Raw genomic sequence first — 25285 nt, 5'->3', positions numbered from 1 at the left:
CTGCCATTTGGCCGGCTTATAAATTTTGCTGTCTGCTCATCGCAGCTTTAGCCGCACGCAGCCTGCGTACTTCCTTGGGGTCCGCAAGCAGCGGCCGGTAGATTTCAATTCGATCACCGGGCTGCACAGCACGCACATCAGCATCCGCCACCACCTTACCGAAGATTCCCAACGGGCAGTCGGCCAACACCAGATCCGGAAATTGCCGTGCGATTCCCGACGCCAGGACCGCCGCCCTCAAGCTGGTGCCCACGGGCATTGTCACCGCCAACAGAACCTGGCGATCCACCGCGGCATACACCACTTCAATCTCAACCATGCAGTTGCTTGGCCCGCTGGCAGAACGCGTCCACAAGCGTATTAGCGGCCTGATTGAACAAAGGCCCCAGCGTGGCACGCACAATGGGCCCGGCATAATCAAAAGACAAATCCAGGCTGATCTTACAGGCCTTATCCGTCAGCGCCTTGAATACCCACACCCCATGCAACTGAGTGAAAGGCCCCTCCTGCAGATTCATTTCGATGGATTTGCCAGGCACCAGCACATTGCGCGTCACAAAATGCTGGCTAAGACCGCCCTTGGCGACCCCGACACTGGCAACCATGTGCTCGTCACTGCTCTCCAAGACCTCGGCAGTCGAGCACCAAGGCAGGAATTCCGGGTAACGCGCCACGTCGTTGACCAGGTCATAGAGCGCCTGCGCTGGATAGGGCAACAGGGCCGAACGTTGAATATGCGTCGTCATGTGAGCGTTACTTCCACTGCTGAGCGGCAAACATCGCGAAAGTACAGCCCGATCCGCGAGAGAAAAAAACCTAAGAACTGCCCGTATTGTCCGGGATTCGTCCAACACGCTCAAGCACGCAGGTTGACCGTAGCCGACACGCTCGCAACTCCCTATAATGCCGCCCCTATGGCTAAACAAAAGAAACACCCCACAGGGACCATCGCGCAAAATAAAAAGGCGCGACACGATTACTTCATCGAACATCGGTTCGAGGCTGGTCTGGTCCTGGCCGGCTGGGAAGTAAAGAGTCTGCGTGCCAGCAAACTGCAGCTGGTCGACAGTTATGTGCTGCTCAAGGATGGCGAGGCATGGCTGCTCGGCAGTCATATCACCCCGCTGACCACCGCGAGCACCCACGTGATTGCCGACCCGGTGCGCACGCGCAAGCTATTGCTTAACGCCCGCGAACTGGAAAAGCTCGCCGCGGCTGTGCAGCAAAAAGGTTACGCCTGCGTTTGCTTGTCGTGGTACTGGAGCAAGCACCTGGTCAAGTGCGAAATCGCACTGGGCAAGGGCAAGAAGGAATACGACAAGCGCGATACCGAACGCGAGCGCGATTCCAATCGTGAACTGCATCGCGCCGTGCGCAACAAGGGTAAGGAAGAATAACCCTTGCGACGATGTAGCCTCGGGCACCTTGCCCGGGGCTACATGCCCTTGCGTCGTTCCGCCCGCGCTACACGCTGAACCTCCTGACGTACTTCCTCCAGCACTTCCTGCACATACAACAGGTGACGTGTCGAAACTTCGCGCGCCTGCTCGGCTCGCCCCTCAATGATTGCCAGGTACAAATCCCGATGCTGACTGATCAGCATGTCGCGGGTCTCTGTACGCTGTTGGTACATGCCGCCGATGTTGGTCACCACGTTCCGCTTGAGCAGGTCGAACAAGCCGCGAATGGTGTGCAGCAATACGGCGTTATGACTGGCCTCGGCAATCGCCAAGTGAAACCTTGCATCCGCGGCGCCCTCCTCCACTCGGCTCACCTCATCGGCTCGCGCATAACAATCCTGCAGCGCCTCAAAAGCCGCCGTCAGTCGTTCACGGTCGACCTCCGTGGCACGCAACGCCGCGTAATAGGCACAGGAAGCCTCCAGGGTCTGGCGAAACTCCAAAAGGTCCCGCTGTGCCTCGGGATTGTTTTCCAACAAATGCAGCAGCGGATCGCTGAAGGTCGACCCCAAGGAATCCACCACATAGTTGCCACCGCCCTGGCGACTGACCAGCAACCCCTTGGCCGCCAGTTTCTGGATCGCCTCACGCAATGACGGGCGCGACACACCAAACTGTTCAGCCAAAGCGCGCTCGGCCGGCAAGCGCTCGCCTGACTTCAACGTGCCCTCAAGGATCATGCCCTCAAGCTGCTCGACAATGTCATCAGACAAACGGCGCTGACGCACCTGATCAAACCCCATAACTCACTCTCCACGATCCCGACCACTCGCCGGGCCTTCTATTCTGGCCTATCGCTGCGCTTGCAGCACCTATCAGAACGCCTTTGATTCATCCGATCAGAGCACCTCCCATCACGCCCTAAGACCAAAGTTTCGCGAGCGGCAAATTGACACACCCCTGCAATGCCTCTTAATCTAGCCCACAGCGAGTGTAAATTGGTATTACCAATTATCCAAGCACACAAACAACAACAAAATCAGGGGCCACCCCATATGCAAACCTGGCAACAGCTCTACAGCCCTCTCGGCAGCCTCGGCTTGTCCGCAATGGCCGCCGTCATTCCCATCGTGTTCTTCTTCCTGGCCCTGGCTGTGTTTCGCCTTAAAGGTCATGTGGCTGGCAGCATCACCCTGGCGCTGTCGATCCTGGTCGCCATCTTCGCCTTCCAGATGCCAGTAGACATGGCCCTGGCTGCAGCCGGTTATGGCTTTGCCTACGGCTTGTGGCCCATCGCCTGGATCATCGTGGCGGCAGTATTCCTCTACAAATTGACGGTCAAGAGCGGTCAGTTCGAGATCATCCGCAGCTCGGTCTTGTCGATCACCGACGACCAGCGCCTGCAGGTACTGCTGATCGGCTTTTGCTTTGGTGCTTTCCTGGAAGGCGCCGCCGGTTTCGGTGCGCCCGTGGCGATCACCGCCGCGCTGCTGGTCGGCCTGGGTTTCAACCCGCTGTACGCCGCCGGCCTGTGCCTGATTGCCAACACCGCGCCAGTGGCCTTCGGTGCATTGGGCATTCCGATCATCGTCGCAGGCCAGGTCACCGGCATTGATGCGTTCAAGATCGGCGCCATGACCGGCCGGCAATTGCCCTTGCTGTCGCTGTTCGTACCCTTCTGGCTGGTGTTCATGATGGACGGCCTGCGCGGTGTTCGCGAAACCTGGCCAGCGGCATTGGTGGCTGGTTTGAGCTTTGCCATCACCCAGTACTTCACCTCCAACTTCATTGGCCCGGAACTGCCTGACATCACCTCGGCGCTCGCCAGCCTGATTGCCCTGACGCTGTTCCTGAAGGTCTGGCAGCCCAAGCGCACCGCAGGCGCACAGATTGCCGGCGCCACCTCCAGCGTAGCGGTCACTTCCAGCATCGGCGGCTTCGGTTTGCCACGCAGCACCGTGGTTTCGCCCTACAGCCTGGGGCAGATTTTCAAGGCCTGGTCACCGTTCCTGATCCTGACCGTGCTGGTCACCATCTGGACCCTCAAGCCCTTCAAGGCCATGTTCGCCGCGGGCGGTTCGATGTACAGCTGGGTCTTCAACTTTGCGATCCCTCACCTGGATCAACTGGTGATCAAAGTCGCCCCCATCGTGACCAACCCGACCGCCATCCCGGCCGTATTCAAGCTCGACCCGATTTCGGCCACCGGTACCGCGATTTTCTTCTCCGCACTAGTCTCCATGCTGGTGTTGAAAATTGACGTCAAAACTGGTCTTACCACTTTAAAAGAAACTTTCTTTGAGCTGCGTTGGCCGATCCTGTCCATTGGCATGGTGCTGGCGTTTGCTTTCGTCACCAACTATTCGGGCATGTCCTCGACCATGGCCCTGGTGCTGGCCGGCACCGGCGCAGCCTTCCCGTTCTTTTCGCCATTCCTTGGCTGGCTGGGGGTTTTCCTGACAGGCTCCGATACCTCATCCAACGCCCTGTTCAGCTCATTGCAAGCCACCACTGCCCACCAGATCGGTGTCAATGACACCCTGCTGGTAGCGGCGAACACCAGCGGCGGCGTGACCGGCAAAATGATCTCGCCGCAATCGATCGCCGTGGCCTGCGCCGCCACCGGCCTGGTAGGCAAGGAATCCGACCTGTTCCGCTTTACCCTCAAGCACAGCCTGTTTTTTGCCACCATCGTCGGGCTGATCACCTTGGCGCAGGCCTACTGGTTCACCGGTATGCTGGTGCACTGAGACCTGCACGTAATAGGGTAAGAATCGACGCCGGATAACGATTCCGGCGTCTGCTATTTCTGGAGGACCGATGAGCCTGCCTGCTGCTTTTATCAGCGACGTCGCACAACTGATCCCGAAAGATCGTCGTTTCGACGACGCACTTTCCACCCTGGCCTTCGGCACCGACGCCAGCTTTTACCGCCTGATCCCACAGCTGGTGATCCGCGTGGAGTCAGAAGACGAAGTGGTCGCACTGCTGCAACTGGCCCAGCGTGATCACGTGCCGGTCACCTTTCGCGCCGCCGGCACCAGCCTGTCCGGGCAGGCCATCAGCGACTCGGTGCTGATCGTGCTGGGCGACAACTGGAACCATCGCGAAATCCGCGGGCAAGGCACTCAGATACGCCTGCAGCCGGGCGTCATCGGTGCCCAGGCCAACGCCTGGCTCGCGCCATTCGGGCGCAAGATCGGGCCGGACCCAGCGTCGATCAATGCCTGCAAGATTGGCGGTATCGTCGCCAACAATGCCAGTGGCATGTGCTGCGGCACGGCGCAGAATACCTACTACACCCTGGCGGGCATCCGCCTGGTACTGGCCGATGGCAGCCGCCTGGACACGGAAGACGCCGCCAGCGTGCAAGCCTTCCGCCAAACCCACAGCGCGTTGCTTGAGCGCCTGGCCACATTAGGCCGTGAGACGCGGGAAAATACTGAGCTTGCGGCAAAGATCCGCCACAAATACCGTCTGAAAAATACCACCGGCCTTTCACTCAATGCCCTGGTGGATTTCGATGACCCGCTGGATATTCTCAGCCACCTGCTGGTGGGCTCCGAGGGCACCCTGGGGTTTATCAGTGCCGTCACCTACGACACGGTGGTCGATCACCCGAACAAAGCCTCGGCGCTGATCGTATTCCCGGATGTCGAGACCTGCTGCAACGCGGTAACGGTACTGAAAACCCAGCCGGTCTCAGCGGTTGAACTGCTGGATCGACGCAGCATGCGCTCGGTGCAGAACAAGCCGGGCATGCCCGCATTCGTACAACACTTATCGGAAAACGCCTGCGCACTGCTGATCGAATCCCGCGCGGCCTCGCCGGCATTGCTGCACGAACAGCTGACGCTGATCATGGCGTCCCTGGCGGCATTTCCCGTAGAGAAACAGGTCGATTTCACCGAAGACCCCGTGGAAAACGCTCGCTTGTGGGCGATCCGCAAAGACACCTTCCCCGCCGTAGGCGCCGTGCGCAAGACCGGCACCACCGTGATCATCGAAGACGTCACCTTCCCCGTAGAGCAACTGGCGATTGGCGTGAACCGCTTGATCGAACTGTTCGACAAACATCACTACGACGAAGCCATCCTTTTCGGACACGCCCTGGAAGGCAATCTGCACTTTGTGTTCACCCAGGGCTTCAACAGCCGCGAAGAAGTCACACGCTATCAAGCGTTCATGGATGATGTCGCGCAGTTGGTGGCGGTTGAATTTGGTGGCTCGCTGAAAGCCGAACACGGCACCGGCCGCAACATGGCACCGTTCGTCGAGCTGGAATGGGGCAGCGACGCCTACCAGCTGATGTGGCAACTCAAGCGTCTGCTCGACCCCAACGGCATTCTCAACCCGGATGTAGTACTCAGCGACGATCCGCAGATTCACCTCAAACACCTCAAGCCCTTGCCTGCCGCCGATGAGCTTGTGGATAAGTGCATCGAGTGTGGGTTCTGCGAGCCGGTGTGCCCGTCAAAGGGCCTTACGTTGAGCCCACGCCAACGCATCGTGATCTGGCGCGATATTCAGGCCAAGCAACGCGCGGGGGTCGACACCACCGAGCTGGAAGCGGCCTACCACTACCAAGGCATCGAGACCTGTGCCGCGACCGGGCTCTGCGCCCAACGCTGCCCTGTCGGTATCAACACCGGTGACCTGGTGAAAAAGCTGCGCAGCCGCGAGGCCGACCGTACGAAAACCGCCGAATGGCTTGCCAGCCATTTCTCCTTGGCGCTGCAAGGCGCACGCTTTACCCTGCACGTCGCCAATGGCGCACGCATGCTACTGGGAGCACCGCGCCTGGCGAAGTGGTCGGCCACGCTGACCAAATTGTCCAAAGGCCAGGTTCCGCAGTGGACCAACGCCATGCCTCAACCGGAAAAAGCCATTCGCTTCAGCCCAGCGGTGTCGGACGAGCGCCCGCGAGTGGTGTATCTGGCCGCCTGCGTCTCACGCGCCATGGGTCCGGCAGCCGGGGATAAAGAGCAGATGTCGCTGTACGATAAAACCCGCAATTTATTGGAAAAAGCCGGTTACCAAGTCGTCTTCCCCGACAACCAAGACAGCCTGTGCTGCGGCCAACCCTTCGCCTCCAAAGGTTACGCCGAGCAGGCTGAACACAAGCGCCAGGAACTGATCGGCGCCCTGCTCCACGCCAGCCGTGGCGGCCTTGACCCGATCTACTGTGACACCAGCCCATGCACACTGCGACTGGTGCAAGACCTGGGCGAAACTCGCCTGGACCTCTACGACCCGGTGCGCTTCATCCGCACCCACCTCATGGACCGCCTCGACTTCACCCCCCAGGAAGCGCCCATCGCCGTACACGTCACCTGCAGTACCCAACACCTGGGCGAAAGCCAGGCGCTGATCGAACTGGCCCGGCGCTGCGCAAAAACCGTGGTAATCCCCGAAGGCATTCATTGCTGCGGCTTTGCCGGCGACAAAGGCTTTACCACGCCGGAACTCAACGCCCACTCCCTGCGTTCGCTCAAGGACGCCGTGCAACATTGCAGCGAAGGTATCTCCACCAGCCGCACCTGCGAGATCGGCCTGAGCCAGCATGGCGGCATTGATTACCACGGTTTGGTGTACCTGGTGGACCGGGTCACCCGCGCACGCGCTCACTAACCCTGCAAAAAAACAGAACCCTGGCGCGCCAGCGCAGTCATCTGCATAGGCCTCGACAAACGAGGCTCATCAGTGATGTCGCTGGCAGCGGTTGAACGCCAGCAGCGTCGAGCCCTTTTGCGCAAGGAGATACCCTATGAAGCGTTCCGCTCTTGCTGGCTTGTTTATTACCGCTGCGATGCTCGCCTCCCCTGCTTTCGCTGCCGGTGACAAAGACCTGTGCCAGATCAACCTGGACAAAATCAACAACGGCAAGGCCCTGCTGGCCACCGACACCAGCGGCAAAAGCGGCGAAATCGACACCGCCGTTTCCCAGGCCAAGGCCGCCCTCGCGGCCGGTGATGAGAAGAAGTGCATCGAAATCACCTCCAAGGCCCTGCAGGACCTGCAAAACAGCGACAAAGGCGGCCAGTAAGCGATAGGGCCAACCTTCGGGTTGGCCTTCGCTGACCTTTTGGCGTACACTGCACAGGCTTGTCACTCACTAAGAAACAACGAGTTACAAGCACGGGGCCGTTTAGGATTCGACGCCGGTTGCGAAACTTTAGGTGCATGCCGAGTTGGTAACAGAACTCGTAAATCCACTGTTGCAACTTCTTATAGTTGCCAATGACGAAAACTACGGCCAGGAACTCTCTTTCGCTGCGTAAGCAGCCTTAGATCCTGAGCTTCTGGTACCTTCGGGTCCAGCAATCACCAGGGGATGTCTGTAAACCCAAAGTGATTGTCATATAGAACAGAATCGCCGTGCAGTACGTTGTGGACGAAGCGGCTAAAACTTACACAACTCGCCCAAAGCACCCTGCCCTTCGGGTCGCTGAGGGTTAACTTAATAGAAACGGCTACGCATGTAGTACCGACAGCGGAGTACTGGCGGACGGGGGTTCAAATCCCCCCGGCTCCACCAATCGACACACCAGAGAAGCCCGCCCAGTGCGGGTTTTTCTGCATCTGGACGCATGACAAGTGGTTATCGATTATGCGGACTATCGCAAGATTGAGCCGCTTTTCAGCAACACCCTCTACGGCGTCCTGCCAAACGAAAGCAATGCCCACTCCCCCAGCCCATCGTAAGCCAGGCAGCAACCGCAGCCCTGAAACGAATGAGCTTCAACCCCGGCTATTGAGCGTGACAACCCATCAAACCACGGGTAACTATCATGGACCTAAGCCCCGGTAAACGAGGAAACACTCAATGGACCCTTCCACACTGCAATCACTCAAGCTTGGCATCATCTCAGCCACCGGTCTCTCGAGGGACGCCCTGCATATCTATGTAGGTCTGGGTTTGCTGATCGCTACCAGCTGCATCACTCGAAAATCCTTGGGCTCACTCAGCAGTTGGTTGGTGGTGTTGGCGGGGGCGAGCCTCATCGAGTTGTTCGATCTTATGGATGATAAGGCGAGCTTGGGATACTGGCGGTGGGGCGCGAGCCTCCATGACATTGTCAATACACTGTTCTGGCCAACGGTGCTGGTCGTGGCCTATCGTTTCAGGTTGATTAAATTCTGATCAACGCTGTTGTTCAGCTATCGCCATACCCCGCCGCACCCGCCAGCTCGATCACTCAAGCCTGCACCTTCACCCCTTCGCGATTACCTTGAGCCATCACCCTTACCGCAATCGAAGCACCTGCCAGCAGCCCAACGATGCCCAGAACCTCAAGGCCGGTAGGCAAGCGCTGCTCGGCGATCAGCCCAAAGGCGACTGCGAATATGGTTTCCACTGAAATAAGCTGCCCGGACAGGGCCATCGGTAGCCGCTGGCTGGCAAAGTTCCAGGCCCATGCGCCGCCAACGGAGGCAACACAGGCCAGCGCCGCTGCGGCAGCCAGCACCGGCAGGGTGTTGCCCAAGTGCAGGTCCAGGTGCGGATAGGTGTACATGTCCAATACCAGCCCGAACGGCACGAATACAACCACGCTCAGACCGGCGCCGACCATCATCAGACCGGTCCATAGGCCTGCGTGTACCCTGGGGATTTTCGCCAGCATCTTCTGGTTGAGTATGCTGAACATCAGCCAAGTCAGCACCGCCCCCACGGCGTAGCTGACTGCGGCCAGGTAGGAGGTCAGGTCATTGTCTAAAACCCCGACCAAGGTGCCATAGTTCGCCGCGACCAACCCGCAAACCGCCAGCATGATGGGAACAGCGAGGCTGCTCCAAGTGGTGGTGCGCTCGATCATATTGCCCGCCACCGCGATGATGACCGGTGTAGCGCTCAGGAATGCCGGGGCGATGATAGCGCCGCCATTGAGCACGCTGCCCATGATGCAACCGATGTACACCGCATAGCCAAGCACGCCCAGCAGCCCGGCGTTGAGGATTGAGCGCCTGGTTAAAACGGGGTCGCCAGGCCAATAGATGCGCAGCATCACCAGGCCGATGCCGCCGGATACGATGAACCGCAGAGTGATGAAGTCAATCGGACCGAGCGCGCCCATCATGTAGGGCGACAGAAAATTAAGCGCCCAGCTGAAAGTAGCAAATACCGCAGCTGCCACCCCCAGCATGTAGGATCTGGACATTAGCGCTCCTCAGCAGGCGATTTTTCCGAGAACATCAGATGACAGGGCCGCAATACGTGGAAGTGCGAATTTCCTCGCCGTCATTGATGTCGGTAAATTGCGAACCATAGGCGGTCTGGGTAGGCCTGCCCCAGTTGACCCCCATCCCTACGCCGCCACCGCTTTCAGACTCGCCTTCGAACATCGTTTTGTCCAATCGTGAACGCCAATCGAGAAAACGCATGGTCACCGCCAGGCGAGTCGCGAGCGGTCCTGGCAAGAGCGGTTCAGAGCGGTGCCACATCGATTTGGTGAACAGCAGTACGTCGCCCAATGCAAAATCGTCCTGGGTTTTATACGTTTCAAACAGGTCGGTGAGCAGGCTGGGGGTTTGGAACACCGCTCTCAAATGCGCGGAAAAATCCTCCACGGCAACGCCGGCATCCATCCTTTTGGAAATCAGGCTGGCCATCTGGAAATTCGCTTTTGCGCTATAGATGTCTTCGGCTAAATAAGCCATGCCCCCGCGCTGGCCTGAATTGTCGATAGGGTCCAACGGGATCCACACGCTGAAGGCGGCGTCCTGAGGGCGGATGTACCTGAAACTCAGGGAGTCGTAGTGCCAGGCAAAACCTTCTTTATGCGGGGTTAGCTCGAAACTCTGCGACTCGGTCATGATCAGCGGATGCCCGATCAACGTCACCAAGGCCGTCCTGAACGCGATCGAGGAATAGATGTTTTTCACCGCATCGGTTGTCCCCAGATCGTAGGTCAACCGGCTGAAAGAATCCCCATAGGCGGACTGCGACTCCCGAGCTGAGATCACTTTTGAACGCGCCGCCTGCTTCAAGGATTGAATGGCGTGCTCAGATAAGAAGTCTTTGAGTTTGATAAACCCCTGGCGACGAAATGCTTCGATTTCATCGCTGCTGAACGAGAGGTTGTTAACAAGAGACAGGTCCTTTTCTTGTGATTGCATCAGCGTGGCCTCCTTTATGCCAGCGTTTGAACTCAAGCATGCAATAGGTGGGCGCTGGTGACTTGAACCCAGACGACTGTTTTGCGCACTGAGGCGACATTGGATGCTGGGTTGCCAGTCGTCGGCGATATTGCTAGTGTCAGGTCATGACTACCTATGGCCTCACCTCGACAACCACCACCACGACCGCCGAAAGCGGAGCGTGCGAGGTGTCGTGAGCCATTAGCCAACGAACTTCAAAGGCCCGCCAGCGATGGACAGGGCCTTTTTTTATGCCCTTGTGTCGCTGGTTCACACGCAAGGAGATGCACCTATGTACGCCCTGTTGATACTCGATATCCAAGTTGGACTCATCCACGGCCCGGAAAAACCCTGGCGCTGCGACGATCTGTTGGAAACGCTCAATACCCTGATGGACAAGGCCCGCAGCGCAGGCGCGCCGATTTTTCTCGCCCGTCACATCGGCCCCGCTGGCTCGCCAATCGAATCGGGTAGCCCGCTTACGCTGGTTGCAGAGGAACTGAAGTTGCTAGGTGGAGAAGTGGTGTTCGAAAAGCGGCGGCCCAACGCTTTTGCGATGACAGACCTTGCTGATAATTTGCGCTCCAGCGGCGCCACCGGCGTGGTAATCACTGGGATGAAAACGCAATACTGCGTCGACAGCACCTGCCGCGCCGCACGTGATCTTGGCTTCGATGCGGTACTTATCGCCGACGGTCATACCTGTTCTGATACGCCCTTGATGAAAGCCGAGGCCATCGTGGCTCATCACAATGCCACGCTCAATGGGCCGTTCTGCCAGTTGGTTCAGGCTGAGGATTGGAGCTTTTAACAGAGCCTGACGACGGGGGACGCCAACAGGGCCGAGCTTCGGAATTTTCCCGCAAGTTGCCGCGCTGTTGGTGAACTAGCGCAAGCCACCTCACAACGCTAACTTCTTTGCGTCGCTGATGATCAGCGACCGGCTTTGACAGGCCGAAAAGTGTAACCTTTCACACCCCGTGATAAGGCGGCATGCTTACGCATTCCGCCCCGTTCATGGCGGCTGTGCGTGGGGCATCTTCGGGTGCGCCGGGTTCCTACACTTCCGGTCTGTCAACCCGCGTACAGCTGCCACCCATTCCTGTTTGACAGCAGGGAGAGGCAGCTCCTTAAACAGTGTGGGAGCTTCATCATGAAAAAAATCACCCCCAATCCCCCAACCACCCTCTTCATCCTCGCCGAAGACATCCACCCCGAAACCCTGCTAATCCAAGCCAGCGAAACCCTCGCCTCTCTCAACGCCATGACTACCGACTTGGCTTTCGAGCTTGAAGGCGCGCACCGCCACAAGTTGCTGGCCGCTCAGCAATTGATCGTTCTGGGTGAGTTACTCGTAGAACGAGTCCTGAACACCCAGCCATTCACTAGCCAGACACCACAGCCCTAAAACACGAAAAAGGGCGAGACGCCTCACCGCACCTCGCCCGCTGGCATCCCCTCACACTTCCCATTACCCTGACGGCCTTTATCAGACAACCGGAAGTCAGATACCCGTGTTCAAGCCCTTTGCCGTCATCGCCCTCGCCTTCATCCCTTCATTCGCAACCGCTGCCGAGCTGGACGGGGTTTGGCAAGGTACTTTGGGCAAGTCCGCTATTACCGTCTGTTTCAATGGCGCCGACGGGGAGCATGGCAGTTATTACTACCAGCGCATCCGTACCCCTATCCAGTTGACCCAGGCCAACGACAACGCCCCTTGGGTAGAGGAAGGTAATACCGGTTTCTGGGCCCTGCAAAAACCTCAGGGCGATACCCTTTCTGGTGCTTGGAGCAAAACAGATGGCGGCACGCCGCTGCCACTGGCCCTGCGCCGCATTGGCGCGGACGGCTGCGGCAGCGATGCCTACAACGCGCCTATGGAAGCCGCGCCGCTGCCGATCAAGACTGAGAAGAAAACTTTCCAAAACCACACCTACCAGCTCAAGACCCAAGGCCCCCGCGTCACGCTCAAGCTGGAAGGTGACAGCCCGGCAGTGCAGAAGATCAACCAGCAACTCGCCGCCCTGGCCGTCAATGACGAAGATCTAACCGACTATTTTTATGAACGGCGTGAATACCTGGGTCGAAACGGGTCGGTCTATACCAGTGAAATCGAGGTTGAACCCGCCTATTGGTCATCGCAATTTCTCACCGTGCGGTTCTACCGCTGGGCCGCAGGCCAAGGCGCCATGGGCATCAGTTGGGGCCTGCACTCCTGGAACCTGCAAACCGGTGACAGTGTGGACCCATGGACCTGGCTCGGCGGCCATCAGCAATGGCATGACGCCTATTCCGGCCATTTGAAGCTACCCGCCGCCTTCAGCACTTGGCTGGCCAAGCAAACCACTACCGACGAGGGCTGCCCCGCGATCACCGATTACTCCAACTTTCACCTCAGCTTCAACACCCAGGGCCTGCAACTCTCGACTCCTGCCAATGGTGACGGTTGCGACAACGACTTGAGCTTCACCTGGGAGCAGTTGGAACCGGTGCTGACCGAACAAGGCAAAGCGGCATTGCCCAGCTTGAAACTACCCTGAACCAGGCTGATAAAACCCTATTGTCGTTCACCAAAGGTTAAGAATCGCGCTCGTATACTCCCTGACTACCCATGACCGGTCGCCCGATCGGTCTCATGCCCCGGTAGCCAGATTCCATGACGCGTCCCGCTCCCCTGCTGCTCCTGCTTGCTGGTCTGCTGTTCTTCTTCGCCCTTGGCAACCATGAGCTGCAAGGCTCCACCGAAGCCCGGGTGTCCGGGATCGCCATGGCCATGCACCTGGACGATGACTGGGTGGTGCCGCGCCTGTTTCGCGAGCCTTTCCTGGAAAAACCGCCCCTGAGCCTGTGGCTGGATGCCGGCGCGATTCGCCTATTTGGCGCCAGCACCGGGGCCGTGCGCCTGGCGTCGGCGTTTGCCGGTTTGTTCAGCGTGATGATGCTGTACGGCATGCTGCGCCGATTCGGGCGGCCGCAGACGCTGGCATTCAGTGCTGCGCTGATCCTGGCAACCATGGCCAGTTACTGGGGCAATGTGCGGGGGGTGGGTGAGGATTCGTTGCTCAGCCTCGGCGTGACCATGGCATTGCTGGGGTTTTACCAGGCTGTGCGGCCCGAGCGCGAAGGCTCCAGTGCGTGGGCCTGGGCGTTGTTTACCGCCGGCATGGTCATCGCCACCCTGAGTAAAGGCGTGTTGGGCCTGGCAATGCCGGGTATCGTGATCTTCGTCTACCTGCTCAGCACCAGCCTGATGGATAAACGCCTGCGCATCGGCGACTGGCTCAAGCCGGCATTGTTCACACTGTTGGCCTTGGTGCCCTTGCTGATCTGGCTGGGGTTTCTGTTTCAACGCGGCGGGATGCAGGCCGTGGGGGAAGTGTTATGGACCAACAGCGTCGGACGCTTCAGCGGCTCGTTTGTCGAAGCCGGGCACTACGAGCCGTTCTACTATTACATCGCCAAGCTGCCAGAGGCCTTCCTGCCTTGGAATATCCTGGTGTACCTAGGCCTGTGGCACTTCCGTAAGAGCCTGGTGCGCAACCGTTACCGTCTGTTTTTCAGCGTGTGGCTGATGGCGCAGTTCACCTTGCTGACCCTGGCTTCGAGCAAACGCACGGTTTACCTGATGGCACTCACCCCGGCGGCTGCCGTGCTGGCCGCCGAATATGCACGGGTGTTGTTGGAGTGGGCCAAGGCACACAAGCCGGCGCTGTACCGTTACCACCGGCGCATCATCGCCGGGGTTTTCAGCCTGGCCATCGCCTGTTACCTGAGCGCGGCATTCTGGTTCGCACCTAAAGCCGACGTGCGCCACTCATTCGTACCGGTGATGAGTCAGATCCAGACGCTGCAGGACGAAGGGAAAGCGGTGGCGATGTTCCAGCCCAACGAGCGGATCGCCGGCGCCAGCGTGTTCTACCTGCAAGCCTACCTGCCGATCCTCAAGACCGAAACCGAGCTGCGCGCCTTCCTCACTGCCAAGCCCGGCAATGTTGCGCTGATGGATCATACCGACCGGCTGAACGAGAAGGTCACGGTCATCAAGCAGATGGCGATCAACCGCCAGCCTTACTACTTCGTCGAGCAGTAAGGCCGGCGCGGGGCATCAGTGCTTGGTGAGCTTGTCCAGATAGCCCATGGCAAACGCCGAGACCACGAAGGTCATGTGGATGATCACGTACCACATCAGGTGTTGCGGATCGACGTTCTTGGCGTCCATGAAGATGCGCAGCAGGTGGATGGAGGAAATCGCCACGATGGAGGCCGCCACTTTCATCTTCAGCGACGAAGAGTCCATGGTGCCCAGCCAATTGAGTTTTTCCTTGTTTTCATCGATATCCAGCTGCGAGACGAAGTTCTCGTAGCCGGAAATCATCACCATCACCAGCAAGCCGCCCACAAGGGCCATGTCGATCAGCGACAGCAGCAACAGGATCACTTCCGCTTCCAACATGGTGAAGATGTTGGGAATCACGTGAATGATTTCCTGGAAGAATTTCAGCGCCAGGATCAGCAAGCCCAGGGACAGCCCCAGATAGATCGGCGCCAGCAGCCAACGCGAGGCGTACATCGTATTTTCGATAAAGCGTTCCATTGAATCTCACACAGCTTGGCTAAAAATGGCGCCGAGTATACCAGCCGCCACCCGGCCACTGTCACCGCTAGAAAACTGACCCAAGTGGCATCTGTAAGAGAGTTTTTCTGCTAGTGTCGAGACCATTAACTCGGCTCGATGATGTCGGACAGGAAAACTCAGATGATGGATGTGCGATCCCCTTTGGCCACTCTCGGCCTGTGCGCGGCGTTGCTGATGGCCAGCGGCTGCTCCCCCAAAGAAGAGCAGAAGCAGGCCACCCTCGAAGAGAAAACCGCCCAATTCGAACAGTCTCTGGACGACATCCAAGACCCCAAGCTGCGCGACGCCATCGCCGACCTCGGCGGCTCGCTGCTGTTGCTGGAGCGTGCGCGCCTCAAGCTTGCCAGCAAGCCCATCGAAGCCGAGTACGGCGAAGACAGCCTGGCCCTGCTCAAGCACTACCCTACCCCGCAGGCCCTGGTGGACACCTATATCAACGGCCTGTTCGTGCTGCGCAAGACCTCCCATTCGGACTACCTGACGGATTTGCAGCCGGTCTTCCCTTTCAACTTCAACGCCCCCGACCAGTTCCCCTTCCCCCATGGCCTGGAATGGCAATCGGTCACCCTGAGCAACAATAAAGTCATTCCTTTCCAGCCGGAGTGGTCGGAAACCGACCCTGGCATCCAACTGAGCCCGAGCAGCTCCAACCTGACCAACCCCGACGACCTGACGGTCACGTATCCGTTTATCGAAGGCATCGAGACGGAAAACAAAAGCCAACCACAGCCAGTCAGCCTCAAAGGCGCAGTCGAAGTGGTCACCCCGGGCAAGGTGCTGACTTTCGATCTGACGAAAAAAGACGTCGGCCATAAACGCACCGAGGGCAATATCACCCTCAACCTGCTGGTGCTGGAAAAGAACTACGCCGAGATCGAACTGACCAATAGCGCCCCCCTCGCCGCCGAACTGGGCGACGAGTCGCCGAACCCGCTGCTGTTGCAGGCACGGGACAGCACCGGGCAATTTCTCACGCGCTCAGGCTCGATCAACGAGAGCGCCGCGCAGGTGGCGTTCTATGAGAAACAATTGGCTGAAATGCAGAAACAAAAGACCTGGTCCGAGGCCCTCGAGAAACAGCTTACCGACGAGCAAAAAGCCTTCGAACACAAGCAGAGCAGCCATTACGCCAAAGTGTATTTCAATGGGCTGATCGACAATCTGCAGGTCAATGTGCTGGATTTTTCTACAGCTACGGTCACCCACAAAGACCTGAACCTGCCGGTGCTGCGCTTCGACAGAAACAGCCTGCAGCAAACCGTTCAGGCTCTGCCGATGCCGGTCACGGTGTATGACGACAGCGCCGCCAGTTGGCTAAAAGATGCCTCGATGAGCGAAGACCAACTCAAACGCAGCGTCACCATCAGCCAATCGACCGAAGACGCCAGTGCGGCGAAAATCGTGTTTGATCACCCCTATACGTTCAATGATGACCTGGTCGGCGCCGAGCGTAACAACAGCGATGCGCCTATCACCTTCTTCACCGCCGACGACAAGGGCGAACGCGGCGAGCCTATCGAGTTGCCGACCGAGGCGTTTGAGCTGAACGCCGCCAGCGGCACGCTCACCTACGACCTCAACCTGTTCCCTGAGACTCCGGCGTTTGTAGTGGGCTCCGTACCGCTCTTCCTGGCGAGCATTGAAAAAACCACGATTGACGTGGCCAAGCTGCCCAAGGGCCTGTCGCTCAAGGACAACGCACTGATCGTCGACCAGAAGGATTTTCCATCCGATAGCTGGCGCTTCTATGCCAAGGACGCCAGCGGCAAGTACCTCAAGGAGGTCCTCAGCGTCAGCCACCGTGCCGAGGAATACGGCACGGCGTTGTTTGACGTGCATTATTTCTACGGCCAGCCGACTACGCTGGAAAGTTACCAGCGCACCGACCTCAGCACCGTGCAATACGGCTTTGAGGTCAAGCTGGACAAGCCTGAGAGCAAATAGCCGGCGCTACAGGGCCAGCCGCTCTTGACTGCCATTGAGGTGGCGCAGATGGGCTTGCAGGTGCAGGCACCAGATCTGCGGTTCGTCCATCTGCTCATAGCCATGCAAGGTCAGGTTATCGACGATGGAGCCCAGCATTGTTTCAGCCACCCAGGGCCCGTTAAACGGGCCCTCGGACTTGACGGTGGAAGGCTGTTCGCCCGACATTCCAGCGGCAAACAATAACGTCCACAGTCCGTTGTCCCCGGCGAGTGGGCGAATGGAGCATTCAATACGGGTGACCAGGCCCAGGCACTGGCGGGTAAGGCAAAGGTTGCGCGACATGGCGGCGACCCTCGGTAGATCGGTGTTCAGCCCCAGCGCGAGGCGAGGCTGTCTCTATCCTGCGACTCCTGTGGATATCCCTGAATTGAGAATAGAAGAAAAACGCGCCAAACCAAGGTCGTAGGGACCAACGGACGTTTTCCCGGGACAACTGTCAATTTAATGACATACGCAGGAGCAAATGTGGGAGGGGGCTTGCTCCCGATTGCAGCGTGCCAGTCTAAGCAATTTTGACTGACCCACTGCTATCGGGAGCAAGCCCCCTACATTTTGATCTCCATCGAGCTTGAGGGATCAGGTTGGTTTGGCTTCTGCCAACGCCTGCTGCGCCAGCTCTTTCTCCGCCTCCTTAAGATCTTCCTCGCTGATCATCTCGGCAATCGCCCGCAAACGCTCAACCACCCGCGCATTCACGGTGCCTTCCGGGAATTGCCCCTCGGCATCCGGCTCACCGGCATCCTCACCCACCAACAGGCTCAAGGCTTCATCCGCCTGGCGTACTGCATAGATATGGAACTGCCCGTTGCGCACGGCCTGCAACACCTTCTCGTCGAGCATCAGCGTGGCCACGTTGGCCTGGGGGATGATCGCGCCTTGCTCACCGGTCAAGCCGCGTGCTTCACACAGACGGAAGAAACCTTCGATTTTCTCGTTGACCCCACCCACCGCCTGCACTTCACCAAACTGGTTGATCGAGCCGGTGATGGCGAAGCACTGCTTGAGCGGCGTCTTCGACAAGGCCGAGATCAAGGTGCAGGCCTCGCCCAAGGAAGCACTGTCGCCGTCCACATAACCGTAGGATTGCTCCAGGGCGATGCTAGCGGAGATGGCCAACGGGAATTCCTGAGCATAGCGGCTGCCCAGGTAACCGGTGAGGATCATCACGCCCTTGGAGTGGATCGGCTGGCCGAGGTTAACTTCGCGCTCGATGTCGACAATCCCGCTGCCGCCCGGGTATACCGTGGCGGAAATCCGCGCCGGGACACCGAATGCCGAGTCGCCGACCTCCAGCACCGTCAGCCCATTGCACTTGCCCACGGCGGCGCCAGCCGTGTCGATCAAAATGACGCCGGCGAGCATGTCGTCAAGAATCCGCGCCGACACGCGGCCGGTACGCGTGGCCTTGGCCTTGAGGGCGCGCTCGATATGCCCGGCATCGGTCATTTCGTCGCCGGCCAGGTGACGAATGAAATCCGCCTCGCTGACCAACTGGAACAAATCGCCAATCCGCGCCGACAACCGGCCCTGGTGTTCCGCCAGGCGGGCGCTGTAGGTCGCCAGGCGCGCCACCGCGTCCGAGGTCAGTGGCGCCATGCCTTCTTCCGAGGTGCGGGTCTTGAGCAACTGGGCGAACTGCTCCAGGCTTTCGTCGACCATCGGGATGTCTTCGTCGAAGTCCACCAGTACACGGAACATTTCCTGGAAGTCCGGATCGGCGTCTTGCAATGCGTAGTACAGCTGGCGCGAGCCGATGATGATCACCTTGACCTGCAACGGGATCATTTGCGGGTTGAGGGTCACGGTAGCCAGGCGGCCCAGCTCGCCCAGGGGCGATTCCATCTTCAGCTTGCGCGATTGCAGGGAACGCTTGAGCGCATCCCACACGAACGGCTCGCTGAGCATTTTCTCGGCTTCAAGAATCAGGAAGCCGCCATTGGCGCGGTGCAAGGCGCCCGGGCGCAGTTGGCGATAAGTGGTGTAGAGCGCGCCCTGGTCGGTGCTGTATTCGATGCGGCCAAACAGGTTGTCGTAGGTAGGGTGCGGTTCAAACACCACTGGCGCGCCACCGTTGAGCGGATGGCCCACCACCAGGCTCGGGCAGTACTGCTCTTCGAGCAGCTTGCGCGCCTGGGCATCGGTCTTGGCGTCATCCACCAATTGCTCGACCACGGTTTTGAGCAGGTACACCTGCATGGCTTGCAGGTAGCCGCAGACCCCGGCGTTTTCTGCGTATTTTTCCGACAGCGGCGCCAGCAAAGGCTGCAGGGCCAGTGTGATGGTTTCTTCGTTGAACTGGCGCAGTTGGTTGTTGGACTCACGCTTCCACTGCGGCAGGCTGGCGAGTTCTTCGTTGAGACGTTCTTCCAACTCGGAGATATCGGTGTGGAAACGCTCCCGATCGGCCTCAGGCAGTTGCGAGAACTCGGCTTCGTCCAGCGCCTTGCCATCGAACATCGGCGTGAAGGCGATGTTGGAGCTGTCGCGATACAGCGCCACGTCCTTTTCCAGGGCCAGGCGCTCGATCACATCAAGCGCCTTGTCGTAGCGCTGGTTGAACGCCCGGTCGATGGCGCTTTTGCGCTGTTGATAAGTCGGGTGTTCAAACACTGCCGGGAAGGTCGCGACCAGGTTGTCGACCAAGCCGTTGATATCGGCGATAAACGCCGCAGCGCCGCCCCCCGGTAATTCCAGGGCGCGGGGTTCGCGCGGTTCATCGAAATTATTCACATAGACCCAATCTGCCGGGGTCTGCAGGCGCTTGCCTTCGGCTTTCAGGTAGCGTTTGACGAACGAAAAGCGACCGGTGCCCGGCTCGCCCATGACAAACACGTTGTAACCGGGGCGTGGCATGGCCACGCCGAACTGCAAGGCTTCAACCGCACGTTCCTGGCCAAGCACACCGCGAAAGGGCTCCAAATCATTGGTGGTCGAGAAGCTGAACTGTTCAGCGGAGAAAGGGCGAGTCAGCGCTTCGGGCGCTAGACGCAAGCTGGCAGCAACAGGATCAGGCATCGGGCTTCCTTACATCAGGCGGGGCAGATGGGCGCATTCTGGCTCCCGGTTGAGCGCTCTGGCAAGGCGCGCTTTCGGGAAAGCATAGCCACCGCACGCGTCCTACAAAAAAATCGCCAGAGATTGAATGTTTATAAAAAAACACGGAACCCCGGGAACGTGCCTAAACTCCAAATTGCGCGGGTTGGACTAATAACTGGCCCCTAGGGCGTTGCGAAGCGCCTGAACCCTTGTCCATTGGTTTGCACACAAAGAGAACAAAGCTATGAAACGGATCCTTCTTGGTACTCTCTTCACCGTCGTCTCCCTCAATGCAATGGCAGAAGCACCAGGTGGCCCGAACTGCGGTTGGGGCAACATGTTGTTCGAAGGCCAGCGCGGCACTCCGGCCCACTTCCTGGCCTCCACCACCAACGGCACCTCGGGTAACGCCACATTCGGCATGACCTCGGGCACCAACGGTTGCAGCACCAACAGCGCCCTGACCTACGGCGGCAAGTCCTGGATTGCCATGAATGGCATGATGAACGAGCTGTCCGAAGACATGGCCAAAGGCAACGGCGAAGCACTGACCACCTACGCGGTGGTACTGGGTGTTGCCCCGGAAGATCGCGATCACTTCGCGGCCGTGACCCACGAGCACTTCCAGCAGATCTTCAGCAAGGCTGACGTGACCGCTGACGACGTGCACAACAACACCATCGCAGTACTGAAAAGTGATGCCCGTCTGGCGAAATACGCAACCCAGGCTTAAGCTCGACCCGCCCGCGTCTTTCGAGGCGCGGGTTTTATTTTTTCGACCTGCCCCCCTTGGGTCTTTTTTTCAGTCCGACTTAAGTAGCCCCCATGCTCAAACGCCTCGCTTGCCTGGCTCTCTTCGCCTGCGCCCCGCTGCATGCGGCCCCGCACCTCGACGATCAACGTTTGCAGCAACTGGCCAATGACCCGTTCTGGCTTTCGCTTGGGCATTACGAAGCCGGCAAGATCAGCGGCTGGCGCAGCTATGTCAGCGACAAGAAGTTCTTCCTTGCCGCCGATGGCGCCCACCATCCGGATGCCGAACTAAAGGCCACCGTCGATGCGCTGTACGAACCGGCCAGCCTGGGTGAAAAACACGCCCAATGCGTCTACCCTGCACGCACCCGCTGGCTCAAGGATCAGTTGCACCTGACCGACCTGCCCGCTCTGGACTGCAAAGAATTCACCCAATGGTTCAAGGACGTCGCCCCCCATAGCGCGGTGATGATTTTCCCGGCGGCCTATCTCAACAGCCCGTCGTCGATGTTCGGCCACACCCTGCTGCGCATCGACCAGGCCGATGTGCAAAGCAACAACACCGCGTTGCTCAGCTATGCGATCAACTTCGGCGCCTACATCGAAGGCTCCGATAACAGCATCCTCTACGCCTGGAAGGGCCTGATGGGGGGCTACCCTGGTCTGTTCGCCTTGGTGCCCTACCAGGAGAAACTCTCCGAATACCGTAGCCTGGAAAACCGCGACCTGTGGGAATACCGCCTGAACCTCACCGAAGTCGAGACCAAGCGCATGGTCGAGCACGTGTGGGAACTCAAGCAGATCCAGTTCGACTATTTCTTCTTCGATGAAAACTGCTCCTATCGCCTGCTGGAGCTGCTGCAGGTGGCCCGCCCCGGCCTGCGCCTGACCGAGCAATTCCCGCTGACAGCGATCCCTACCGACACGGTCAAGGCCGTGAAGGACGAGGGCCTGGTGGAGAAGATCGACTATCGGCCCTCCCGTGAGCGCGAACTGCTGGAACGCGCCAAGCCGTTGGATGGCGATGAGCAACAGTGGGTATTGAAAATCAGCGATGACCAGAAACAACTGCAGGAACCAGCCTTCAAGGTCCTGCCCCGTGAGCGCCAGGCCCTGATCATCGACGCCGCCTACCGTCTGGGCCGCTATCGCGCCAACGGTCTGGAGCGCGACAGTGCACGCTCCCAGCGCAGCTTCGAGCTGCTGCGAGCGATCAACCAGAACCCTGCGCCCGACCTCAAGATCACGCCCCCAGGCTTGCCCGAGAACGGCCACCAATCACGCACCTGGCAAGCCGGCATCGGCACCCGAGGCGACAAAGCCTTCGGCGAATACGGCCTGCGCATGGCCTATCACGACCTCAACGACAACGCCGAAGGCTTCCCCCTGGGCGCCCAGATCGAAATCCTGCAAATGAAACTGCGCCAGTACGAAGGTAACCACTGGCAACTGCAGCAACTGGACCTGGCCACCATCCGCTCCCTGACCCCGCGCAATGCACTGCTGCAACCCTGGTCATGGCAAGTCACCGGCGGCCTGGAGCGCGTGCCGGGCAAGCACGACGACGAAACCCTGGTCGCCCACGTCAACGGCGGCGCGGGCGGTACCTGGCAGTTGAGCGACGACATGCTCGGCTTCGCCCTCGGCACCGTGCGCGTTGAGCACAACAACGACTTCAGCGAAGCCATCTCCCCCGCCGCCGGTTTCAACACCGGCGTGCTATGGAAGAACCCGCTGGGCAACCTGAGCCTGGAAGCCAAGGGCGATTTCTTCACCAACGGCGAAGTGCGGCGCAGCATCAGCCTCAACCAGCAGTGGGAACTGTCGCGCAACCTGGGCCTGCGCCTGAGTGCGCAGCGCGAATACAGCCACTTGTCCACGCCGGTAAATGAAGTGATGCTCGAAGTGAAGTGGTACCACTACTGACTCAAGCCTGGTGAAACTCAAAATGTGGGAGGGGGCTTGCTCCCGATAGCAGAGTGTCAGTCTCAGTATTTTTGACTGACCCACCGCAATCGGGAGCAAGCCCCCTCCCACATTTTGTTAGCATTGTTCACATAAACAGGAGCCCACTTATATGGCCGTTCACTGCACTACCCTCGAAGAAGTCCGCAATAAAATCGACGTCCTTGACCAGCAAATCGTCGCTCTGATGGCCGAACGCGGCCACTACGTATCCCAAGCCGCACGCTTCAAAAAAAACACCGATGGCGTCAAGGCGCCACAACGGGTTGAACAGGTGATTGCCAAGGTGCGGGGCTTATCGCAGGTGGTCGGCGCCAATCCTGAGGTCACTGAGCAGGTGTACCGCGCGATGATTACGGCGTTTATCAGACAAGAAATGGCTGAATATGCTGCGCTGGACAAAGCTGACAAACCACGAGCCTGATCCCTCCATCTTACCTACTCAGAATTTGTCAGCCTTTTGCCTGCAAGCACAAATCCATAGCACCCTTGCAACCCATTGAAAAATAAACAGGAAATTTCAGACGACTTTTTAGCTTTTTTCAGACGAAATAAACCGTCTCTCACTTCATTCTCTTTGTGAGGTTTTGTGTCTAGTATCGAACGGCATCAATTTGCCACCACTTCTATACACGGATCCGAATAGGGTAAGAGGCTTATATGGAATTTCTTGAAAAACTCACCAGTTTGGCAGCAAAAGTTCGCCTGCAAGGCCCCGCCATCCAAACAGAAGAAGCTACAAAAAATGCTTTTGTAATGCCTTTTATCAACACCGTGTTGGGTTATGACGTGTTTGACCCGCAGGAGGTGACGCCCGAATTTGTCTGCGATGTAGGGACGAAAAAGGGTGAAAAAATCGACTACGCAATCATGAAAGATGGCGAAGTTCAGATACTCATTGAATGCAAAAAGATTGGCGAGTCGTTGAGCATTAATCACGCGTCGCAGCTCTTTCGGTACTTTCACGTTACAAGTGCAAGAATCTCAATTCTTACCAACGGCCAGGTCTACAGATTTTTTACTGATCTGGACGCCCCTAATAAAATGGATGAAAAGCCATTTTTAGAACTGGATCTACTGGACATTGATGAATACTCCGTACCAGAGCTGATAAAACTTACCAAGTCGGCCTTCGATGTGGACTCAATCATCAGCGCAGCGGGAGAATTGAAATACGTTAGCCAACTCAAGAAACTCTTTGGCGCTCAAGTCAGTAAACCAGAAGACGACTTCGTGAAATTCTTCGCATCCCGCGTTTATGAAGGAGTGATCACGCAAAGAGTCCGTGAGCAATTTTTTGAACTAACCCGAAAAGCGTTAGCTCAATTTTTGAATGACCAAATTAATGAGCGACTTAAGTCTGCTATGAGCGGTGCAATTCAGCCGACGATGACATCATTGACTGTCGCGAATAGCGCGAATGCAGACTTGCAGGATCGAGAAGAGGCAGAAGATAAAATTCTGACGACCCTTGAGGAAATGGAGGGTTATCACATCGTCCGCGCTGTCGTTCGCTCCGTAGTCGATGCCAAACGAATCGTTCAACGAGATACCCAAAGCTATTTTGGAATATTACTGGACGACAACAATCGTAAGCCCATCTGCCGGCTCCACTTCAATCGTAGCCAAAAGTACCTCGGGATATTCGACGAGGAAAAGAATGAGACCCGGCACGCCATTTCATCCATTGACGAAATTTACGAATACGCCGATCAGCTAAAAAAGACAGTGGGTTACTACGAATAAAGCCTGCAGCGGGAGACGGGAGTTGTGGATAAAACTGTGGGAGGGGGCTGCCCCCGATAGCGGTGGGTCAGGAACAAATAGACTGACTGACACTCTGCCATCGGGGGCAAGCCCCCTCCCACACTTGGTTTTGTACTTGGCCAAAAGTCCTGCACATCCCTCTGACACCACTTTCACATACAGCTGACAAAACCCCTTCTAGACTCTCCTTAACAGCCGTGAACCGGCCAGGGAGTACGCCATGTGGCGGTATGCGCTAATGCTGTGTGCAGTGGTGTGGCTGGCGGGTTGCCAAACAACCCATCAGGATTTATTGGCCAAGGGTTATCCACCTGCCTTTGCCGATGGTTTTGACGACGGTTGCAGCAGTGGTCGCCAGGCTGCTGGGGTGATCACCGGGGAGTTTCGCAAGAACGTGCCGCGTTACCTGAAAGAAAAGCACTACGCCGAGGGCTGGGAGGATGGTTTCCGTCAGTGCAAGGCTATGCGCGAGAGCGAAGAGCTGCGCGACTACCAGGACAACCGCAACAACGACCGCGAGCACGAGTGGCAGCAAGAAAAAGACCGCGATGCGGCCAAGGCCTATCGCTCGCAATAGGTCGTTTGCAGACATCCTTTGAAACTA

Annotated in this window: 23 protein-coding genes and 1 other RNA gene; 16 read left to right on the top strand and 8 right to left on the bottom strand. The window is 58.1% G+C overall.

Translation table 11 applies throughout. The annotated features are described in order from the left end of the window. Positions 1–16: 16 nt before the first annotated feature. Complete coding sequence (locus tag QZR30_RS17615; protein ID WP_311903760.1) at positions 17–319, bottom strand: RnfH family protein; 303 nt, start codon at positions 317–319, stop codon at positions 17–19. After that, positions 312–746, bottom strand: a complete 435-nt coding sequence (locus tag QZR30_RS17610) for a type II toxin-antitoxin system RatA family toxin (protein ID WP_005791512.1) — start codon at positions 744–746, stop codon at positions 312–314. The genes QZR30_RS17615 and QZR30_RS17610 overlap by 8 nt, the downstream gene beginning before the upstream one ends. Positions 747–914: 168 nt before the next feature. Between QZR30_RS17610 and smpB the strand changes: the two genes are divergently transcribed. After that, positions 915–1397: an SsrA-binding protein SmpB gene (smpB, locus tag QZR30_RS17605; RefSeq protein WP_014719962.1), complete on the top strand. Its 483-nt coding sequence runs from the start codon at positions 915–917 to the stop codon at positions 1395–1397. A gap of 38 nt (positions 1398–1435) precedes the next feature. Here smpB and QZR30_RS17600 read toward each other — a convergent pair whose 3' ends face one another. Then, positions 1436–2203: a GntR family transcriptional regulator gene (locus QZR30_RS17600; protein ID WP_034117836.1), complete on the bottom strand. Its 768-nt coding sequence runs from the start codon at positions 2201–2203 to the stop codon at positions 1436–1438. A gap of 252 nt (positions 2204–2455) precedes the next feature. Here QZR30_RS17600 and QZR30_RS17595 point away from each other — a divergent pair, with 252 nt between their 5' ends. The 5 genes from QZR30_RS17595 (at position 2456) to QZR30_RS17575 (ending at position 8544) form a co-directional block, all read left to right on the top strand. Then, positions 2456–4150 (top strand): lactate permease LctP family transporter, encoded by a 1695-nt coding sequence (locus QZR30_RS17595; protein ID WP_046069560.1) that lies wholly within the window; start codon positions 2456–2458, stop codon positions 4148–4150. A gap of 70 nt (positions 4151–4220) precedes the next feature. Then, a complete protein-coding gene (locus tag QZR30_RS17590) occupies positions 4221–7031 on the top strand; it encodes an FAD-binding and (Fe-S)-binding domain-containing protein (RefSeq protein ID WP_311903759.1) in 2811 nt (936 codons plus the stop codon). 136 nt (positions 7032–7167) lie between these two features. After that, positions 7168–7446: a hypothetical protein gene (locus QZR30_RS17585; RefSeq protein ID WP_046069562.1), complete on the top strand. Its 279-nt coding sequence runs from the start codon at positions 7168–7170 to the stop codon at positions 7444–7446. A gap of 94 nt (positions 7447–7540) precedes the next feature. Beyond that, positions 7541–7938, top strand: a transfer-messenger RNA (tmRNA) gene (ssrA, locus tag QZR30_RS17580). Positions 7939–8226: 288 nt separating this feature from the next. Then, complete coding sequence (locus QZR30_RS17575) at positions 8227–8544, top strand: hypothetical protein (RefSeq protein WP_056845772.1); 318 nt, start codon at positions 8227–8229, stop codon at positions 8542–8544. Positions 8545–8599: 55 nt separating this feature from the next. Here the strand turns inward: QZR30_RS17575 and QZR30_RS17570 are convergent, their stop codons facing one another. Further along, the gene (locus QZR30_RS17570; RefSeq protein ID WP_311903757.1) at positions 8600–9559 is read right to left on the bottom strand and encodes a DMT family transporter; all 960 of its coding nucleotides are present in this window, start codon (positions 9557–9559) and stop codon (positions 8600–8602) included. Between the two features lie 34 nt (positions 9560–9593). Further along, complete coding sequence (locus tag QZR30_RS17565; RefSeq protein WP_046069584.1) at positions 9594–10517, bottom strand: phytanoyl-CoA dioxygenase family protein; 924 nt, start codon at positions 10515–10517, stop codon at positions 9594–9596. Between the two features lie 313 nt (positions 10518–10830). On the opposite strand from QZR30_RS17565, the gene QZR30_RS17560 reads away from it, so the two are divergent. The 4 genes from QZR30_RS17560 (at position 10831) to QZR30_RS17545 (ending at position 14628) form a co-directional block, all read left to right on the top strand. Next, positions 10831–11349 (top strand): cysteine hydrolase family protein, encoded by a 519-nt coding sequence (locus tag QZR30_RS17560; RefSeq protein WP_059397695.1) that lies wholly within the window; start codon positions 10831–10833, stop codon positions 11347–11349. A gap of 342 nt (positions 11350–11691) precedes the next feature. Beyond that, positions 11692–11946 carry a DUF6124 family protein gene (locus QZR30_RS17555; RefSeq protein WP_046069586.1) on the top strand — a complete coding sequence of 85 codons (255 nt, stop codon included), beginning with the start codon at positions 11692–11694 and terminating at the stop codon, positions 11944–11946. 106 nt (positions 11947–12052) lie between these two features. Next, positions 12053–13078 (top strand): hypothetical protein, encoded by a 1026-nt coding sequence (locus tag QZR30_RS17550; protein ID WP_311903756.1) that lies wholly within the window; start codon positions 12053–12055, stop codon positions 13076–13078. Positions 13079–13194: 116 nt separating this feature from the next. Then, positions 13195–14628: an ArnT family glycosyltransferase gene (locus tag QZR30_RS17545; RefSeq protein WP_274356057.1), complete on the top strand. Its 1434-nt coding sequence runs from the start codon at positions 13195–13197 to the stop codon at positions 14626–14628. 15 nt (positions 14629–14643) lie between these two features. Here the strand turns inward: QZR30_RS17545 and QZR30_RS17540 are convergent, their stop codons facing one another. Continuing rightward, the gene (locus QZR30_RS17540) at positions 14644–15132 is read right to left on the bottom strand and encodes a TIGR00645 family protein (protein WP_005791582.1); all 489 of its coding nucleotides are present in this window, start codon (positions 15130–15132) and stop codon (positions 14644–14646) included. Between the two features lie 162 nt (positions 15133–15294). Here QZR30_RS17540 and QZR30_RS17535 point away from each other — a divergent pair, with 162 nt between their 5' ends. Continuing rightward, positions 15295–17118, top strand: coding sequence for a hypothetical protein (locus QZR30_RS17535; RefSeq protein WP_311903755.1), 1824 nt, complete (start codon positions 15295–15297; stop codon positions 17116–17118). A 6-nt stretch (positions 17119–17124) separates the two neighbouring features. Here the strand turns inward: QZR30_RS17535 and QZR30_RS17530 are convergent, their stop codons facing one another. Then, on the bottom strand, positions 17125–17442 hold the full coding sequence (locus QZR30_RS17530) for a PA4575 family protein (RefSeq protein WP_046069589.1): 318 nt from the start codon (positions 17440–17442) through the stop codon (positions 17125–17127). Positions 17443–17736: 294 nt separating this feature from the next. Then, positions 17737–20175 (bottom strand): Lon protease family protein, encoded by a 2439-nt coding sequence (locus QZR30_RS17525; protein ID WP_311903754.1) that lies wholly within the window; start codon positions 20173–20175, stop codon positions 17737–17739. Between the two features lie 265 nt (positions 20176–20440). On the opposite strand from QZR30_RS17525, the gene QZR30_RS17520 reads away from it, so the two are divergent. From QZR30_RS17520 to QZR30_RS17500, 5 genes are all read left to right on the top strand, one after another. Then, entirely contained in the window at positions 20441–20929 is a 489-nt protein-coding gene (locus tag QZR30_RS17520; RefSeq protein ID WP_003194274.1) for a DUF3015 domain-containing protein, read from the top strand. Positions 20930–21021: 92 nt separating this feature from the next. After that, positions 21022–22875: an Lnb N-terminal periplasmic domain-containing protein gene (locus QZR30_RS17515; protein WP_311903753.1), complete on the top strand. Its 1854-nt coding sequence runs from the start codon at positions 21022–21024 to the stop codon at positions 22873–22875. Positions 22876–23026: 151 nt separating this feature from the next. Further along, a complete protein-coding gene (locus QZR30_RS17510; protein ID WP_056845779.1) occupies positions 23027–23338 on the top strand; it encodes a chorismate mutase in 312 nt (103 codons plus the stop codon). Between the two features lie 236 nt (positions 23339–23574). Next, positions 23575–24660 carry a type I restriction endonuclease gene (locus QZR30_RS17505; protein ID WP_311903752.1) on the top strand — a complete coding sequence of 362 codons (1086 nt, stop codon included), beginning with the start codon at positions 23575–23577 and terminating at the stop codon, positions 24658–24660. A gap of 241 nt (positions 24661–24901) precedes the next feature. Further along, complete coding sequence (locus QZR30_RS17500; RefSeq protein WP_005791596.1) at positions 24902–25258, top strand: hypothetical protein; 357 nt, start codon at positions 24902–24904, stop codon at positions 25256–25258. The last annotated feature ends 27 nt before the right edge of the window (positions 25259–25285 follow it).

This window comes from Pseudomonas sp. rhizo25, from assembly GCF_031931935.1.
In the GTDB taxonomy this organism is placed as follows: Bacteria; Pseudomonadota; Gammaproteobacteria; order Pseudomonadales; family Pseudomonadaceae; genus Aquipseudomonas; species Aquipseudomonas synxantha.
This window is presented reverse-complemented; position numbering and strand designations above follow the sequence as displayed.

Excerpts from the sequence above, each read along its gene's own strand:
- QZR30_RS17600 (WP_034117836.1), bottom strand. The coding sequence starts at position 2,203 with ATGGGGTTTGATCAGGTGCGTCAGCGCCGTTTGTCTGATGACATTGTC.
- QZR30_RS17525 (WP_311903754.1), bottom strand. The coding sequence starts at position 20,175 with ATGCCTGATCCTGTTGCTGCCAGCTTGCGTCTAGCGCCCGAAGCGCTG.
- QZR30_RS17520 (WP_003194274.1), top strand. The coding sequence starts at position 20,441 with ATGAAACGGATCCTTCTTGGTACTCTCTTCACCGTCGTCTCCCTCAAT.
- QZR30_RS17595 (WP_046069560.1), top strand. The coding sequence starts at position 2,456 with ATGCAAACCTGGCAACAGCTCTACAGCCCTCTCGGCAGCCTCGGCTTG.
- QZR30_RS17615 (WP_311903760.1), bottom strand. The coding sequence starts at position 319 with ATGGTTGAGATTGAAGTGGTGTATGCCGCGGTGGATCGCCAGGTTCTG.
- QZR30_RS17530 (WP_046069589.1), bottom strand. The coding sequence starts at position 17,442 with ATGTCGCGCAACCTTTGCCTTACCCGCCAGTGCCTGGGCCTGGTCACC.
- QZR30_RS17590 (WP_311903759.1), top strand. The coding sequence starts at position 4,221 with ATGAGCCTGCCTGCTGCTTTTATCAGCGACGTCGCACAACTGATCCCG.
- QZR30_RS17610 (WP_005791512.1), bottom strand. The coding sequence starts at position 746 with ATGACGACGCATATTCAACGTTCGGCCCTGTTGCCCTATCCAGCGCAG.
- QZR30_RS17570 (WP_311903757.1), bottom strand. The coding sequence starts at position 9,559 with ATGTCCAGATCCTACATGCTGGGGGTGGCAGCTGCGGTATTTGCTACT.
- QZR30_RS17535 (WP_311903755.1), top strand. The coding sequence starts at position 15,295 with ATGATGGATGTGCGATCCCCTTTGGCCACTCTCGGCCTGTGCGCGGCG.
- QZR30_RS17500 (WP_005791596.1), top strand. The coding sequence starts at position 24,902 with ATGTGGCGGTATGCGCTAATGCTGTGTGCAGTGGTGTGGCTGGCGGGT.
- smpB (WP_014719962.1), top strand. The coding sequence starts at position 915 with ATGGCTAAACAAAAGAAACACCCCACAGGGACCATCGCGCAAAATAAA.
- QZR30_RS17575 (WP_056845772.1), top strand. The coding sequence starts at position 8,227 with ATGGACCCTTCCACACTGCAATCACTCAAGCTTGGCATCATCTCAGCC.
- QZR30_RS17545 (WP_274356057.1), top strand. The coding sequence starts at position 13,195 with ATGACGCGTCCCGCTCCCCTGCTGCTCCTGCTTGCTGGTCTGCTGTTC.
- QZR30_RS17565 (WP_046069584.1), bottom strand. The coding sequence starts at position 10,517 with ATGCAATCACAAGAAAAGGACCTGTCTCTTGTTAACAACCTCTCGTTC.
- QZR30_RS17540 (WP_005791582.1), bottom strand. The coding sequence starts at position 15,132 with ATGGAACGCTTTATCGAAAATACGATGTACGCCTCGCGTTGGCTGCTG.
- QZR30_RS17505 (WP_311903752.1), top strand. The coding sequence starts at position 23,575 with ATGGAATTTCTTGAAAAACTCACCAGTTTGGCAGCAAAAGTTCGCCTG.
- QZR30_RS17515 (WP_311903753.1), top strand. The coding sequence starts at position 21,022 with ATGCTCAAACGCCTCGCTTGCCTGGCTCTCTTCGCCTGCGCCCCGCTG.
- QZR30_RS17510 (WP_056845779.1), top strand. The coding sequence starts at position 23,027 with ATGGCCGTTCACTGCACTACCCTCGAAGAAGTCCGCAATAAAATCGAC.
- QZR30_RS17555 (WP_046069586.1), top strand. The coding sequence starts at position 11,692 with ATGAAAAAAATCACCCCCAATCCCCCAACCACCCTCTTCATCCTCGCC.
- QZR30_RS17560 (WP_059397695.1), top strand. The coding sequence starts at position 10,831 with ATGTACGCCCTGTTGATACTCGATATCCAAGTTGGACTCATCCACGGC.
- QZR30_RS17585 (WP_046069562.1), top strand. The coding sequence starts at position 7,168 with ATGAAGCGTTCCGCTCTTGCTGGCTTGTTTATTACCGCTGCGATGCTC.